General features: G+C 45.1%; 14 protein-coding genes. 12 read left to right on the forward strand and 2 right to left on the reverse strand.

Features of this window, described 5'->3' with window-relative positions:
• Window positions 1-18 precede the first annotated feature (18 nt).
• The 4 genes from Q6A92_RS02405 to Q6A92_RS02420 are packed head-to-tail and all read left to right on the forward strand — an operon-like array spanning window position 19 to window position 2,465.
• Window positions 19-309: a PTS sugar transporter subunit IIB gene (locus Q6A92_RS02405; RefSeq protein ID WP_274399814.1), complete on the forward strand. Its 291-nt coding sequence runs from the start codon at window positions 19-21 to the stop codon at window positions 307-309.
• 39 nt (window positions 310-348) lie between these two features.
• Window positions 349-1,188 carry a class II fructose-bisphosphate aldolase gene (locus Q6A92_RS02410; RefSeq protein ID WP_332236916.1) on the forward strand — a complete coding sequence of 280 codons (840 nt, stop codon included), beginning with the start codon at window positions 349-351 and terminating at the stop codon, window positions 1,186-1,188.
• Window positions 1,189-1,231: 43 nt separating this feature from the next.
• Complete coding sequence (locus Q6A92_RS02415; RefSeq protein WP_332236917.1) at window positions 1,232-1,930, forward strand: triose-phosphate isomerase; 699 nt, start codon at window positions 1,232-1,234, stop codon at window positions 1,928-1,930.
• Window position 1,931: 1 nt separating this feature from the next.
• A complete protein-coding gene (locus Q6A92_RS02420) occupies window positions 1,932-2,465 on the forward strand; it encodes a YjbQ family protein (RefSeq protein ID WP_274399819.1) in 534 nt (177 codons plus the stop codon).
• 352 nt (window positions 2,466-2,817) lie between these two features.
• Here the strand turns inward: Q6A92_RS02420 and Q6A92_RS02425 are convergent, their stop codons facing one another.
• Together Q6A92_RS02425 and Q6A92_RS02430 are read right to left on the reverse strand one after the other, a co-directional pair.
• On the reverse strand, window positions 2,818-3,990 hold the full coding sequence (locus Q6A92_RS02425) for an amidohydrolase (protein WP_274399820.1): 1,173 nt from the start codon (window positions 3,988-3,990) through the stop codon (window positions 2,818-2,820).
• A gap of 122 nt (window positions 3,991-4,112) precedes the next feature.
• Complete coding sequence (locus tag Q6A92_RS02430; protein WP_332236918.1) at window positions 4,113-5,360, reverse strand: M20/M25/M40 family metallo-hydrolase; 1,248 nt, start codon at window positions 5,358-5,360, stop codon at window positions 4,113-4,115.
• A gap of 496 nt (window positions 5,361-5,856) precedes the next feature.
• Between Q6A92_RS02430 and Q6A92_RS02435 the strand changes: the two genes are divergently transcribed.
• The 8 genes from Q6A92_RS02435 (at window position 5,857) to Q6A92_RS02470 (ending at window position 15,645) form a co-directional block, all read left to right on the forward strand.
• Entirely contained in the window at window positions 5,857-7,071 is a 1,215-nt protein-coding gene (locus tag Q6A92_RS02435; protein WP_274399823.1) for a M20 family metallopeptidase, read from the forward strand.
• A gap of 27 nt (window positions 7,072-7,098) precedes the next feature.
• Window positions 7,099-8,121 carry an ABC transporter ATP-binding protein gene (locus Q6A92_RS02440; RefSeq protein ID WP_274399825.1) on the forward strand — a complete coding sequence of 341 codons (1,023 nt, stop codon included), beginning with the start codon at window positions 7,099-7,101 and terminating at the stop codon, window positions 8,119-8,121.
• Entirely contained in the window at window positions 8,118-9,110 is a 993-nt protein-coding gene (locus Q6A92_RS02445; protein ID WP_332236921.1) for an ABC transporter ATP-binding protein, read from the forward strand. Before Q6A92_RS02440 ends, Q6A92_RS02445 begins: the two co-directional genes overlap by 4 nt.
• Window positions 9,111-9,129: 19 nt before the next feature.
• Entirely contained in the window at window positions 9,130-10,080 is a 951-nt protein-coding gene (locus Q6A92_RS02450) for an ABC transporter permease (RefSeq protein WP_332236922.1), read from the forward strand.
• An 18-nt stretch (window positions 10,081-10,098) separates the two neighbouring features.
• Window positions 10,099-11,031, forward strand: coding sequence for an oligopeptide ABC transporter permease (gene opp4C, locus Q6A92_RS02455; protein ID WP_274399831.1), 933 nt, complete (start codon window positions 10,099-10,101; stop codon window positions 11,029-11,031).
• Between the two features lie 37 nt (window positions 11,032-11,068).
• The gene (locus Q6A92_RS02460) at window positions 11,069-12,712 is read left to right on the forward strand and encodes an ABC transporter substrate-binding protein (RefSeq protein ID WP_332236924.1); all 1,644 of its coding nucleotides are present in this window, start codon (window positions 11,069-11,071) and stop codon (window positions 12,710-12,712) included.
• A 115-nt stretch (window positions 12,713-12,827) separates the two neighbouring features.
• Window positions 12,828-14,201, forward strand: coding sequence for a M20/M25/M40 family metallo-hydrolase (locus Q6A92_RS02465; protein ID WP_332236926.1), 1,374 nt, complete (start codon window positions 12,828-12,830; stop codon window positions 14,199-14,201).
• Window positions 14,202-14,217: 16 nt separating this feature from the next.
• A complete protein-coding gene (locus Q6A92_RS02470) occupies window positions 14,218-15,645 on the forward strand; it encodes a M20 family metallopeptidase (RefSeq protein ID WP_332236928.1) in 1,428 nt (475 codons plus the stop codon).
• The last annotated feature ends 961 nt before the right edge of the window (window positions 15,646-16,606 follow it).

The raw sequence follows: 16,606 nt of genomic DNA on the forward strand, positions 1-16,606 counted from the left end.
AAAAAGGAGTCGTGGAATATGAAAAAGCTGATGATCGTTTGCGGAACGGGTGTGGCTACAAGCACTGTTGTAACCGGTAAAGTGAAAGCATTTTTGAAAGCTAAGGGTTTAGATAAACAGGTCACTCTGTATCAAAGTAAGATTGCAGATGAGGTAAACCATCTGGACGATTATGACATTGTCATCAGCACAACAATTGTCCCCGACCATGTAAAGGACAAAGTGATTAATGGTGTTCCTTTATTAACAGGTGTCGGCGCTGATAAAGTTTTCGAAAAAATCAAGGATGAGATTGAAAAAAGTCATTAATGAATGGAAAATGAAATTTCTTATAGGGGGTAACAGCTTATGCTTGTTACATCAACTGAATTATTAAAAACGGCGAAAGAAAAACATTTTGCGTTTCCACATTTTAATTTCTGGAGCCGGGCTTCAATAAAAGCATATTTGGAAGTTGCTCAGAATTTGAATTTGCCTGTCATTCTTGCCTGTGCTGAATCGCATCGTTCTTATATGACTACCGAAGAGGCTGCGGAATTTGGAAAGTATTACGCAAATAAAGTTGATATTCCTGTTGTACTGCACTTGGACCACGGAATGACTCCGTCTATTATTAAATACGCTGTTGACAATGGTTTTACATCGGTCATGATTGACGCATCTCAGGAAACTTTCGCTGAAAATGTTAGAAGAACCCGCGAAATCGTTGATTATGCTCATAGCAGGGGCGTTGTTGTAGAAGCTGAAATCGGACATGTCGGTACGGGTTCCAAATATCAAGCCGGCGATAGCGATACAAGATATACACAAGTTGATGCCGCCGTTGACTTTGTGAATCAGACAGCCGTTGATTCTCTTGCAGTATCGATCGGAACTGCCCATGGTACCTACAAAGGCGTTCCCCATATTAACTTTGACAGATTGAAAGAATTATCTGCGAATGTTCCTGTTCCCTTGGTTCTGCATGGGGGTTCTTCAACAGGCGACGAAAATCTTTCCAGGGTTACGGAAAACGGTATTTGCAAGATTAATATCTTCACAGACATTACGATCGCTGCTCTGAAAAAAGTGCGGGAAAATAATCCCGGAACGTATTTGGAGCTTGAAGAACACGCATACGAGGGTATGAAAGAAATGGCGGCGCACTACTATCATGTTTTCCATACGGAGCGCTATAAAAGCAAGTAAAAATATTAGATAAAGTTTCTTGACGAAGGAGGCTGTTCAATTAATGACAGAAGTAAAAATCAGGAAACCTTTCTTCATTGTGAATCCGAAGGCATACATTTATGGAGAAGAAGTTCTAAATCTGGCATTAGTTACTGATGAGTTGGCAAAAGAAAATGATATTGACTGTTTATTTACCGCTCAGCTCGTTGATATTCCGGCAATTGTCGAAAGGACGTCGCATCTGATTGTAACTGCACAGCACATGGATCCTTTAGTTCCGGGGCGGGGAATGGGACACGTTTTACCGGAAGCGCTCAAAGCATCGGGAGTTAAAGCCGTTGTGCTGAATCATGCAGAGGATCCGCTGACACTTTCTAATCTTGATAAAACCATAAAGAGAGCCCGCGAGGTCGGATTGCTGACTATTGTTTGTGCGGATACTGTGGAACAGTGTAAGGCGGTGGCTCAATTAGGACCGGACATGATGATTTGTGAGCCGACCAGCTTAATAGGAACAGGGAATACAAGCGATGATGAATATATTAAGCAAACGAATCACGCTATTCGGTCAGTGAGTCCTGACATTCTGATTATGCAGGCAGCAGGTGTCAGCACCGGAGACGATGTTTACCGGGTTCTGAGGGGCGGAGCCGACGGTACCGGCGGAACAAGCGGTATTATCAAAGCTCCGGATAGAAAAGCCAAACTGGTCGAAATGATTGGTGCATTGAAAAAAGTGCAAGATGAGGAGAAGAGATAATATGTTGATTCATAATGATAAATTAGTTCTTGCGTCAAACGGTAACCGCCCATCTTACCATGAAATTACCGATGAAGTTAGGAGAATTGTGAAAGAAAGCAATGTAAAAAACGGCATTGTCGTTGTCTCGACACCGCATACGACCTGCTCAGTATTCTTTGAAGAATATTCACATGACCGTAATTATAATGGAGATGAATATTTACAGGTGGATCTGGACAACGTCCTTGAAAAAGTTGTACCAATCACGACGTCGGACAGACAATATTACCATCCGGGGCCCGAACATACAAAGTTTGCCGAGGAAGTATCGAAGACAGATACGGCAACGGAAGGCACAGTCATGGTACCTGATCGTCACTCCTTATTAAATACAGATGCCCATATCAGAGGCTCATTGTTAGGCTCCAGTGAAACGTTTATTATTCAGGATGGTGTGATTCAAATTGGCAAAGTGGGATATATCTATTTTGTAGATTGGGATCATACGCGCAGCAGAAATCGCCAATGTTTAGTAGAAGTGCTTGGAGAATAAAAGTAAATATGAGGCTTTAAAAGCGGGGAGAAGATCTGAAAAGCGATCATCCCGCTTTTTTGTACTCTGAACGGTTCCTAAATCTTAGTATGCTGACATAGCCCGTAGGAATGGGAGCATTTCAGGCCCGCCGGGTTGGGCGCCGATACGGAGCTTCAGAATGCGTTTCAATCGGAAATGTTTCGGCCGGAGGCTATCTTACAGCAAGTGATAGGTAACATGACGGCGAAATCCAAGGGTGTTGACTGTGCCGGGCGTTTTGGAAGGGCAGATGTACCGGTTTGACATAAATCCGGCATCTCCTTATCGATTATTCAGAAAGCCTGAGAAAGCAACCACTCTCTCGGTTTTCTTATGACATTTCCATTTTAGGACCACTCATTTTTTTAAGAAAATCGACTGCTAGATTGGAGAAGAATTTCGCACTGGGGAGAATGGCTCTTTCATCGATAATCAGATCAGGGTGGTGCAGATCCGAAGTTCCAGAAACACCCATGAAAAAGAATGCGCCGGGAATTTCTTTCAAATATTCCGCAAAATCCTCGCCAGCGGAAGAAGGAACAGGAGAAATGACTTTAAGGCCTGATTTCCCGGCGGTTTCCACCGCCCACTCCGCATATTTTTCATCATTGATCAATGCGGGGCCCAACTTCGTATAATGCAGCGTTCCCTTAGCACCGAGCGCCTGCGCGACGCCTTCTACCACCCTCTGCATTTTGGCGGGGATACCGTCCCGTACGTGTTCCTGAAATGTGCGGACGGTTCCTTCCATCTGAGCTGTCTGAGGAAGTACATTCCACGTATTGCCGGCTTCCAGCCGCGTTATACTGATAACAGCGTTGTCTAAAGGGGATGTATTTCTGCTTACAACGGTCTGAAGCGCAGTAATGATATGAGAAGCAATGACAATCGAATCGATACCCTTTTCCGGTGCGGCAGCGTGAGTTCCGGTTCCTTCGACGTCAATAACGAATCTGTCGACACCGGCCATCAGCGGACCGGATTTGATCCCAATCGTCCCTGTCGGAATATACGGCATATTGTGCATCCCGAATATCGCTTCAACGTCATCAAGAACGCCGGTTTTCAGGACCTTGACCGCGCCTCCGCCATTCTCCTCGGCCGGCTGGAAAATAATTTTTACGGTTCCTTCCATCTCCTCTTCCTTTTTTTTCAATAGGAGAGCGGCACCGAGAATGGAAACTGTATGGAAGTCATGGCCGCAGGCGTGCATCTTTCCAGAGATTTGAGACGCAAAGGGAAGACCGGTATTTTCCTGAATCGGGAGCGCATCAATATCGGCTCTAAGAGCGATGGTCGGTCCTGATTTCTTGCCCCTGATAACGGCTAGGACACCGGTCTTCATCGGAAGATCAACCCTCTCTATATCTGCTTCAGTGAGCCAGCCTTCAAGGGCTTTCGTGGTTTCATATTCCTCGAATGACAGCTCGGGATGCTCATGAAGTTGATGGCGGTAATCGGTCAGCTGCTGCTCCAGTTGCGCTTCTTCGGCAGTTTTAATCATCATTAACATCTCCTTTGTCAGGTTTATATGAATGTTGCATGCAGGCGGGATCTGATTCTCCTTCATCCCCATTTCATGGCATCATCAGGGATGATTCATGAAAAAATTCGGCCAATCGGTATTTAAAGGATTAATGAATCTGTGTACCCGTTCATGCCGGAGAGCAGCAGTGTGATTAGGACGGCCTGAGCACCGAGAAAGCTTTTTTCAGGATTGAAAAATTCTTCAAGCGTATGTTCCTTGCCGCTGATTCCGCCGCCGCTCATTGTGATTGCCGGGATACCAAGGCTTATCGGAATATTTGCATCGGTACTTGAAGCTCGTAATCTTGGTGAAAAACCAAGAAAACTTACCGCCGCGGCGGCTGCCTGGACAATCGGCCGATCAGGGGTCTGGAAACCAGCGGGCCGTTCTCCGACTTTTTCAAAAGAAACGGAAATCGTTCCTTTCGCATTCCACCGTTTGTTTTCCTCCTCGGCCGCTTTTCGCACGAGATCTAATATCTGCTTTTCCAGTGTAATCAGCGCGTCCGTTGAAACTGAGCGCATATCCAGCGACATGCACGCATCCTCAGCGATCGAATTGATTGACGTTCCTCCGTTAACTGTTCCTACCGTAAATGTAGTTGCAGGATTGTCCGGAATATGAATATCGCTTATGTGAAATACCGCGCGGCCCAATGCATGAACAGCACTCGGGGTACCGAAAGCAAAAAAGCTGTGCCCGCCGGGTCCCCTGAATCGGATGCGGTAACGGTGGCTGCCGACGGCTGTACAGACGAGCCCGGCCGGATCACCCGGTTCGACGGAGATGAAACCGCCGATATCGCTGCGTTCATGGAAAAGGGCTCTGATCCCGCGTAAATCGCCAAGCCCTTCTTCGCCGACATCTGCGACGAATAGAACACTGTGCAGGGGTTTTATTCCGGTTTCCCGGATAGATCTCAGAATCGAGAGAAGCACGCCAAGGCCCCGGCCATCATCCGAAATACCGGGAGCGTAAATGATGCCGTCCTGAATCTTTGCCTGGGTGTCCGTTCCTTCAGGGAAAACAGTATCCAGATGGGCGGCGATAACGATCTTTGGGTCTGATTGAATCCCCTCAAGCAGGCCTATAACATTTCCTTCATCGTCAGTGCCGGCTTCCAACAAACCGAGCTCCCGGAAACGTTCGGCGATCCACAGAGCCCGTTTGTCTTCTTTGAAAGGCGGAGCGGGAATTTCAGTCAATGTTATCTGTTCGGCTGCCGTGTTTCCGTTATCTGCTTTAAGAAAGGCTATGGCCTCTCTAACTTCGGTCAGGGCTGTCAATTTTGCGATTAACTGGTTGGTTTCATCCGAAATCACAATTTCATGGTTCGATTGAGACATGCTATGGGCTCCTTAATTTAATTTGTTAATATAATCGGGGCGAGGCATAAATGTATGATCGGCAAACCTTTTTCTTTTGCAGATCAAATTCATTTCGATCAGTACGATTCAACAATCCAGTCTAAGAATGTACTGGAATCTTTTATTAAACAATACTGAATAATATAAAATATAGTATTGTTTAATTAATAAAAAAATTATTATGATAATACATTATATATTGAATTTTATAATAAAACTAGTAATTGAGCCTCTATTGTTAAAATAATAATAAGTTCCATAAAGATAAGTCAATGTTTTTAACACTATATGTTATAATTAATAACAAATATATGTAATATAAAAGAAAAATTAAAAGATTAGCTATTTATTTTTGTCAGATATTATTTTATAATAGCTTTATTAGTCCTATATTCTGAAAATATAGTATTATCATTCGACTAAAAATAATCCAATATCTTTCGCCATTAATAAATTGATTCCGGAGGGAACAAAGATGAACAAAGTATGGGAAGAAAATTTGAAAAATTCGTACGACAGTATGGTGAAATGGCGCAGATACCTGCATCAGCATCCGGAACTATCCTTTCATGAAAAAGAGACTTCTGCCTTCATTTACGAAAAACTGAACAGTTTCGGCATTGATGATATAAAAACAAATGTCGGCGGATATGGGATTGTCGCGAGAATTCACGGTTCAAAACCTGGCATCACCGTGGCGCTTAGAGCGGATTTTGATGCACTTCCTATCCAGGAAGAAACAGACGTTCCCTACAAGTCGAAAGTTGATGGTGTCATGCATGCCTGCGGCCACGACGGCCATACAGCGACACTCCTGGGAGTGGCAAAGGTTCTTCAGGCTCATCGCAGCGAATTGTCAGGAGATATTGTTCTGATTCATCAGCCGGCTGAGGAGTTTCCGCCTGGCGGAGCGCGGGCTATGATCAGAGACGGCTGTCTTGACGGAGTCGACGTTATCTTCGGTACTCACTTATGGAGTACGGTTCCGTTTGGGACGATCGGCTATCGTAAGGGCTATTTTATGGCATCAGCCGATTACTTCAAAATCAAAATACAGGGACGGGGCGGACATGGATCTGCACCGCAGCTGTGCGTGGATTCCGTTGCCGTTGCCTCCCAGATTGTCAATCAGCTGCAGATGGTCGTCAGCCGGGAAGTTGATCCAGTCAAATCGGCGGTTCTGACCATTGGCAAGTTCAACTCCGGCGTTGCAGCCAATGTCATTGCCGATACTGCTTTTCTTGAAGGGACGGTCAGAACATTCGATGAAGACATCCGCAGCAAAATCAAAAGCGAGATGGCCGGCATCATTGAAAATGTCTGCGGAGCGTTCCACGCGGAGGGTACGCTTGACTACTTGGATGGTTATTCGGCGGTCTACAATCACGGAAAAGAGTCCGACGTCTTTCAGAAAGTTATGGATAAAACTTTTGGCAAAGACACAGCGGTTGAAATTGCGCCGCAGATGGGCGGGGAGGATTTTTCCGGCTTTCTTTTGGAGAGGCCGGGGATTTTCTGGTTTACCGGTGCCGGCAATCCTGAAATCGGCGCAAGTTATCCTCACCATCATCCCAAGTTCAATTTTGATGAACGCGTGATGATTGTAGCGGGCAAAGCATTTCTGGCAATGGTTGATAAATATCTCTGCACTTCAGAAACGCCGGTTCTCAGCGAACTTGTAAAAAGCTGATAAATGATCTAGGGAGGTTAAGAGACTTTGGGCAAACTCTTACAGGTTGACAAAATTAAAACGGAATTTAAGACGGAGAAGGGTCTGGTTACATCCGTTGACGAAGTCAGTTTTGATCTGAAAGAAGGAGAGACCATTTGTCTGGTTGGCGAGTCCGGCTGCGGTAAATCAGTTACTTCCCTGTCAATCATGCATCTTCTGGATAAGAATGGATTTGTGACTCATGGTTCGATTCTTTTTAATGGAAAAGAACTTGTCAATGTGTCCGAGGCTGAAATGCGCAAAGTGCGGGGCAATGAGATCTCGATGATCTTTCAGGAACCGATGACTTCATTGAACCCGGTTTTAACGATCGGCGATCAGTTAACTGAGGGTATAAGGCTGCATATGGGTTATTCAAAAAAAAGGGCAAAGGGTTATGCCGTTGAGATGCTGAATAAGGTAGGGATCCCGAGAGCCGAAAGCATCATTGACGATTATCCGCACCGTTTGTCGGGAGGAATGAGGCAGCGCGTTATGATTGCCATGGCACTCAGCTGCAAGCCGAAATTGCTGATTGCAGATGAGCCGACAACTGCATTGGATGTAACCATTCAGGCACAGATTCTCAAGCTGATGAAGGAACTTCGTTCAGAATCCAGGACGGCTATTATTCTGATTACCCATGACTTAGGCGTAGTAGCGGAAATGGCTGACAAGGTTGCGGTCATGTATGCGGGCCAGGTTGTCGAAGAAACAGATGTTTTTACATTGTTTGATAATCCGAAGCATCCTTATACACTGGGCCTGATGAAATCCATTCCCCATATTACAAATCCTGATGATATGCGGCTGGAGTCAATCCCCGGATCTGTGCCGAGTGTCTATAATATGCCCAAGGGCTGCCGCTTCTATGACCGTTGTCCGTTTGCCATGAAAAGATGTCTGGAAGAGAAGCCGGAATTAAGGCCGATTGAAGATAAAAAGTCACACAGCATCAGATGCTTTCTTTACGAAAAAGAGGAGAAGGAATTTGAAAAAAAGCAGGATGAAAAGGAAGTGGTTTCTTGAATAAGCCGTTGACTGAGCAGGAGAAGCCGCTGTTGGAGGTTAAAAATCTAAAAAAATATTATCCGGTCAAAAGGGGCATTATTTCGAGAACCGTTGGCTATGTCAAAGCGGTGGATGGTGTAAGTTTCTCTATATATCCGGGAGAGACAGTAGGGCTGGTCGGAGAATCCGGCTGCGGCAAGTCGACAACGGGGCGTTCGCTTGTTCGCCTGGAAAATCCGACTGCGGGGCAGGTTATCTTTGAGGGTAAAGATCTGGCGAGTATTTCGAAGAAAGAAATGCGCGAGTTGCGTACGGATCTGCAGATCATTTTTCAGGATCCATACTCTTCCCTGAATCCAAGAAAAAGAATTGGTGATTTACTGGCTGAACCGCTTCTCGCTCATAAACTGGCAGGCAAAGCAGAGGCCAGTGAAAAAGTGAATCATATCCTAGAGACGGTTGGATTATCGAAACACTATAAAAATCGCTATCCTCATGAATTTTCAGGCGGTCAGCGGCAGAGGATCGGCATCGCCCGGGCACTCATGCTCCATCCGAAACTGATCATTTGTGATGAACCGGTATCGGCGCTGGATGTCTCCATTCAGGCGCAGGTGTTGAACCTATTGAAAGATCTTCAAAAAGAATTTAATCTGACTTACGTTTTCATCGCCCACGGTCTTGGTGCTGTTAAATACATCAGTGACCGGATCACCGTCATGTATCTAGGAAAAATAATGGAAATGGCGAAAACAAAAGAAATTTTTGAACATCCTATGCATCCCTATACAGAGATATTGCTGAATGCTTATCCTGTTCCGAATCCCCATATGCGTGATCGTAAACAGATTGTCGTGGAAGGAGATGTGCCGAGCCCGGCGAATCCCCCGAAAGGATGTGTTTTCCATACGAGATGTCCTTTTGCTAAGGATATATGCCATGAGAAAGTACCCGGACTGAATGGAACGGATCATCTGGTGGCGTGCCATTTTCCATTATCCATCTGACTGAAGGGAGTGACATGATTTGTTTCAATATATTGTGCGACGAATATTAATTGCCATTCCGGTTATTCTCGGCGTGACGATCCTGAATTTCTTTATTATCAATCTGGCACCCGGCAATCCTGTCGATATGTATGTCAATCCATCGGCAACTCCTCAGCAAATTGCGATGGAGAAGCATGCACTCGGTCTTGATCAGCCGATTATTATCCAGTATTTTCATTGGCTGGGACAGCTGATTCAGGGAAATCTCGGCTTTTCTTATTCAACGCGTGAACCCGTAACGTCACTCATTGCCTCACACATCGGACCAACCATGATGCTGATGGGAATCTCGTTAATTGTCGGCTATTTGATTGCCATACCTTTAGGAATCATTTCTGCGAGAAAACAAAATTCATGGGTCGATTACTTAACAACAGGTTTTTCTTTTTTCGGTGTTTCCGTCCCGCACTTCTTTTTAGGATTAGGCGTCATTTATTTATTTGCAACGAAAGTCCTTTTGTTTCCCACAGGAGGAATGAACACGCTTGGCGGGAATGGCAGTTTTTCAGACCTGTTTGTTCATCTTGTTCTGCCGGTTGCCGTCCTCGCTACAGGAATAGCGGGAAATATGATTCGTTATGTTCGCTCAAGCATGCTGGATGTTCTAGGTAAAGACTACCTGAGAACGGCAAAAGCCAAGGGGCTGCGTCAATTTATCATTACAAATAAACATGCTTTGCGGAATGCGCTGATACCGATTATTACAGTTATCGGAATCGATATTCCCATGCTCATTGGCGGTGCAATCGTTACAGAGCAGGTTTTTCAATGGCCGGGTCTTGGCTTGTTAACCATCCAGTCTATTTCTTCCCGAGATTATTCGACACTGATGGGAATCAATTTAATTGCAGCTATTGCGGTTCTTCTTGCGAACCTGCTCACCGATGTTTTTTACGCGGTGGCTGATCCGAGAATCAGATATGAATAAAGAAAGGAGGGAGATTCCATGGCGATGAGGCTGAATCCTAACAGGAATGTGCCGGAAACTGCCGACTTAACAAGCCGGGAAGCAGTTCTGGAAGAGCTGGGGAGAGAAGAAAGTTATCTTCACATGGTTACCAGGCGCTTCTTAAGGCATAAAATGGCCTTTTGTGGATTGATTATTTTTGCAATATTTGTTCTTATTGCTTTTCTCGCACCTTTAATCGCTCCATATGATCCTAACAGAATTTTTAATGATTTTGATGCCTCCCCGTCCTCAGCCCACTTGCTTGGGACCGATCAGGTTGGCAGGGATGTGTTGAGCCGCCTGATTTTCGGGTCGCAGGTTTCGTTAACCGTTGGCATTGGGGCCGTCGCAATCTATGTTGCAATCGGAATCGTTCTCGGACTGCTGGCCGGTTATTTCGGCAAGTGGGTAGATATGGCAATTATGAGAGTGACAGATGTGTTCATGTCATTCCCCTATTTTATGGTCATTCTTGTGCTTGTCAGCATTGTGGGACCCAGTCTTTCAAACATTACCATTGTGATTGGTTTATTGGGGTGGCCGGCCATTGCCCGCTTGGTCAGGGGCAGTGTGCTTTCTATAAAAGAAATGGACTATGTAAAGGCGGGTGTTGCACTTGGCTATTCGACGCCGAAAATAATTTTTCAACATATTTTACCCAATGCTCTGGCACCGATTTTGGTGAACGCAACCTTTGGTGTCGCATCGGCAATTATTATGGAAGCTTCACTGAGCTTTTTAGGAATGGGGGTTCGGCCGCCAGCCGCCAGCTGGGGCAACATGCTGACTGAAGCGGAATCAATAACCGTTTTGTCATCGCAGTTCTGGCTGTGGTTTCCGCCGGGTTTAATGATTCTTTTAGCAGTCCTCTCCATCAACTTTGTTGGCGACGGACTTCGCGATGCCGTTGAATCGCAGCAAGCGAAATAAAGCAGCACATAAAAAAAAGAGGATGTGAACAGATAAAGTGAAACATACAAGATCCGTTCCAAAGGGAAAACATATTCTAAAATACTTGCTGACTTCATTTCTAGCTTTGTCAATTGCCCTACTCACGGCCTGCGGCTCATCATCCTCCAACAGCGGATCTGCCAGTGACACAATCACGATGGGGATGGTTAATCCGCCGGCAACATTTGATCCGATTAACGCAGCCGATATCGCGGGACAGTTTGCGGGGCGTTTAATGTTTGATACATTTTTGGATCAGACAGCCCCATTGAAATTTGTACCGAAGCTGGCAGATTCGATTACAACTGCTGACAATCAGAATTATACAATTAAATTGAATCCGAAAGCGAAATGGACCGATGGCAAACCGGTTACTGCCGATGATGTGATTTTCACTTTCAATTTGATTGCCAATCCCAAAACAGAAACAGCTGTGGGGTCCAATATTTCGGTACTTGAGGGGCTGACATCAACCGGCAAATTTTCTGCAGGAATAACTTCAATTCCCGATCTGACAAAGGTTGATGCGCACACGGTAACTTTCAAGACGAAAAAACCCATTGATCCAAACTACGTAAAAGAATTAATCGGTACGAAGATTGTTACTTTGCCCCAGCATATTTTGAAGAATATTGCACCGCAGGATCTGGCCAACAGCAAGTACATGCAGAGTCCGAATGTAACGGACGGGCCATATAAGTTTGTCACATACAGTAAGAATGCATACATTCAATATCGGGCGAACAACTCCTACTATCTCGGCAAACCGAAAACACCTAAATTTTTTCTAAAGATCATGCAGGCACCTAATCTTGCCAGCGAGCTGCAGGCGGGAACGATCCAAATGAATGCAGCCGGCGGTATCGGGATTATCCCTGTTCAGGACTATAAAACAGTAAAAGGTTTAAAAAATGTTAAAACGATTACGGCACCGCAGATCGGCTATCAAACAATGATGTTCAACACAAAAACAATTACCAATCCCCAGGTTCGCCTCGCTTTCGCCCATGCGATCAATCGTCAGCAGATTGTCAGCAAACTCCTGCAAGGAAACGGCCAGATCGTTGACGGTCCGTATACATCGGTCAGCCCTTATCTGGATAAGGACCTGCCGCTGATCAAATATGATCCGGCGCTGGCGAAACAAATGCTCAAAGATGCCGGATGGGATTTCAATAAGACAGTAAATCTGGTTGTTCCGATCGGTAATCAGGTTCGTCAGCAATCGGGCGATATTATCGCACAGAATCTGAAAGCCGTTGGAGTTAAAGTTAGCGAAACGACTTATGATTTCCCTACTGTCATGCAGAAAGGCAAAGCAGGACAATTTGATTTGCTGCTGATCGGTTTTGGAGGCTATGTCGATCCTGATCAGTCAGCCTATTATGGACCCAATGGCGTCTATAACTTTATGAAGTATGATAATCCGCAATCCACGAGTCTTCTTCAGGCAGGATTGAACGAATCGAACCCGGCGAAACGGAAAGTGATCTATAATCAGCTGCAGCAGATATGGGATAAAGATATGCCGATTCTAACCCTTTATTCAGACAATCAGATGATTGTAATTAACAATAATATTGCTGCCGGCGGTGCTTCAACATTCTGGCCCGGAACAGTCTATAACTTCCAGAACTGGACATATAAGAGCAGCAAGTAATCCTTCTACGATGGTGAACTGAAAGACCTGAACAGTTGATTCGCATGTAAATCAGCTGTTCATATTTTATTTGGAAGCAAATGAATGCCAGTATTTTAACGGAGGTTTTATGTGAATGATTAATGAGAGGGAAGTATTAAAAGAAAAAGCAGCTTATTTTGCACAGGAATCTCTGGAAACATTGAATAATTATTTACGTCTGCCCTCAGTATCCGCTCAGCACCGCGCAATACCTGAAACCGTTGAGTTTGTTGCCGGACAGCTTGAGGCATTCGGCGGGAAAACGAAAATACTCAATGATTTGGGCGGAAATCCGGTTGTCTATGGGTTCTTTCCTGCAGATCAGCACGGGAATCAAAGCAAAACCTTGCTTTTTTATAATCACTATGACGTCCAGCCTCCCGATCCGCTTGAAGAGTGGCATTCAAAACCATTTGAACCGCTGCTGAAAGACGGTGTGCTCTATGCGCGCGGGACTGCAGATAATAAGGGATCACTGATACAGCGTCTTGCTGCTCTTAAAACGCTTCAGGAAAGAGAGGGGCTGCCATGCCGTGTGAAATTTTTAATTGAAGGGGAGGAGGAGAGCGGCAGCGCCCATCTGGAACCTTATCTGAAAAAGTATAGGGAATTATTCAGTGCCGATGCTTGTATCTGGGAATTCGGAAGTAAGGACGATGAAGAAAGAGTGCAGCTTTACGGAGGAATAAAGGGATCTGCCTATTTCGAATTGTCGACAAAGAGTGCAGAAATTGACATACACTCATCGGAGGCGGCGTGCATCGACAATTCAGCGTGGCGTCTTGTACAGGCATTGTCGAGTATGAAAAACCAAAATAATGACATTTTGGTAAAAGGATTTTTTGATCAGATTGAAGAACCTGACGAAGCATTGACAAAATGGGCCGGGAACCTGCCTTTCAATGAGGAAGCACTGAAAAGTTTATATGGATTGAAACGGCCGTTGATCACAGAGGCGCGCGGAGAGGACCCCCGCCAGGCACTGATGTTTTATCCCACAATGACTCTATGCGGCATGATCAGCGGCTATACAGGCGAAGGATCCAAAACGGTCCTGCCCAAAGAAGCAAGCGCGAAGCTGGATTGCCGGATGGTACCCGGACAGACAGGGGAATATCTTTACAAGTGTATCCGACGCCATCTGGAGCGGCATGGTTTTTCCGACATCAAAGTAACATTGATAAATTCGCAGGAAGCCTACAGATCGGATATTAACGATCCATTCGTAAAACTAGTCAATGAGACGGCACAAGAGGCATATCAGTCCGAAACAGTTCTTTATCCGACGTCCCCCGGCACCGGACCGATGTATATTTTTAATAAATATTTACATCTGCCTATTGTCAGTACAGGAGTAGGCTGGGCACAATCAAAAGCACACGCTCCCAATGAATCGATCCGGATCAAAGATTATATAGACGGAACATTGCACATGGTTTATTTGCTGAAAGAATTTGCAAAGAATTGAGTGTGCGGGAGGACGAATGATGACAACAGACATTATTCAGAAAGTGAATGAACGGATTGAAGACCAGACTGAACTGTTCGCCAGCTTAAGTGAACAGGTTTGGTCCTATGCTGAATTAAGTTTTGCGGAACAGAAGTCTGCGGATCTATTAATCAAAGCATTTGTAAAGAAAGGCTTTTCCATTGAGAAAGATCTTGCCGGGTTAAGAACTTCATTTGTTGCAAGTTATGGATCAGGGGAACCTGTCATTGCTATCCTGGGTGAATATGATGCACTCGCCGGACTCAGCCAGAAAAAGGACAGCGCGGTTCATGATCCGATCATACAAAACGGCAGCGGACATGGCTGCGGGCACAATTTGTTAGGCGTGGGTTCTCTGGCAGCGGCTTTTTCCGTAAAAGATTATATTGCTCAACATCATCTGGCAGGCACGATCCGTTTCTATGGGTGCCCTGCTGAAGAACGAGGAAACGGAAAAGCATACATGGCAAGAGAAGGCTGCTTTAAGGATGTGGACGCCGCCTTTTCCTGGCACCCGGGTTCAGTCAACGTTGTACGGCAGACTTCATCAAATGCGGTGATCGAGGCGCGTTTCTCCTTCGATGGAGTCAGCGCTCATGCGGCGGCCCTGCCGGAGCTTGGCAGAAGCGCGCTTGACGCCGTTGAGTTAATGAATGTTGGCGCCAACTATCTAAGAGAGCATATGCCGGATAAAGCGCGGATCCATTACGCTGTGACGGATACCGGCGGAAGCTCGCCGAATGTCGTTCCATCCCATGCTGAAGTGCGCTATCTTGTCCGTTCGCCAAAACCCGGTGATGTACGAACGTTGTTCGAACGTGTGATCGATGTGGCGCACGGAGCGGCACTGATGACAGAAACAAAAATGTCGTACAAAATTGAAGGCGGATGCCATAATCTGATTCCCAACACGGCGCTTCACCAGGTCATGCTTGGTTACATGAAAAATATCGGAGTTCCGGAAATCAGCAAAAGAGATCTTGAATTTATTCAGGCAATTTATGATTCGCTTGGCGAAAATGAGAAAAAACACGCACTCAGCCAGCTGAACCAGGATCAGAAGGCGGTAATAGCCAGTAAGCCTATTGAAGACTGGATCATTCCTTTACCGGAAAAAGACACATTTATGGAGGGGTCAACGGATGTTTCGGATGTCAGCTGGAATGTACCGACTGCTCAGTGCATGACAGCGACATGGGCTTTCGGGACAGTTCCGCATACCTGGCAGGTCGTCGCCCAGGGTACACAGTCGTATGCTTTGAATGCCGCACTTTTTGCCGGGAAAACAATCGCCTGCACGGTCATTCAGACATTGACAGACAGCGAGCTTCTCGCTAAAGCCAAACAAGAGTTTAAAGAACGTTTGTCTGGGAAAAAATACAACTGTTTAATTCCGGAAGAAATTACTCCGCCGGGGAGATAAAAACCCATTATATATAATAGAAAGAAATTGAAGGAGCCGTCTCATTATTTGATGCAGATAGCTCTTTATTGCTTTTCAATTTTTGCAGTCTGAAAATCCAGTCGAACAGGGCATTTATTTATAATTATATAAGCACGGGCGGAAAGTGCCATAAGCTGTGGGACTTTTTAACAACAGGATTAATTAAATCATCAAATAACGGCATGCCCCATGGTTTTCATGAGTCTGTGTGGAGCAGGTCTTTAAGATTGGGTTAAGAGATGTTGCATTTGCGATCCTGCACATTCTGACGGCACAAGTACATGACACACATTATATTCCTGTTGCCTAATTATTCAGATAGCATTTGCTTTTATTTGTTATTTGTAATTCAGGCATATCTCAGTAAAAATCAGAAAAAAGCAACGGGATCACGAATATACTGATACCAGAGTTATTCGAATTTTGATACTATACAAAATTGAAATAATTAATCGAAATATTTATAAAAAAGAGTGGCGGTGTGTAAAGGATCTTCAAAAGTTGTATCCACAAAACAATGGCGGGGGAGGAGAGATCGGTTTGGGCGGCTGCCGTAGGGAATGGGAATCCTCCTATAACTGTCAAAGTAAGGAGGCATAATTTCAGACATTGACGGAAATCAATTCATGGATTCTGCAGGTATGATCGGTGTTCAAAATGTTGGCCATTATCATCTCGAAGTTATTGAAGCAACCAAAAAACAACCGGAGAGTGATCTTCGTCCTGGATTTAATGTGATTATGTATCCATCTTACATTGAGCGATGTGAAAATTTTTAGCAGTCTGCTCAGCGGTGCTGCAGGAAAGGCTGAAATGCTTGTAATTTGAAGGGCTTTCTTAGAGGAACGCATTCCGGCAATTCCTGTCGGCCGCGTTGGTTGTTTTGAAATCTTCCTCCGAGAGGGGACCTGACTGAAAGGACAGAGAAAATCGGATCACT

This window comes from Sporolactobacillus sp. KGMB 08714, assembly GCF_036598985.1.
Lineage (GTDB): Bacteria > Bacillota > Bacilli > Bacillales > Sporolactobacillaceae > Sporolactobacillus.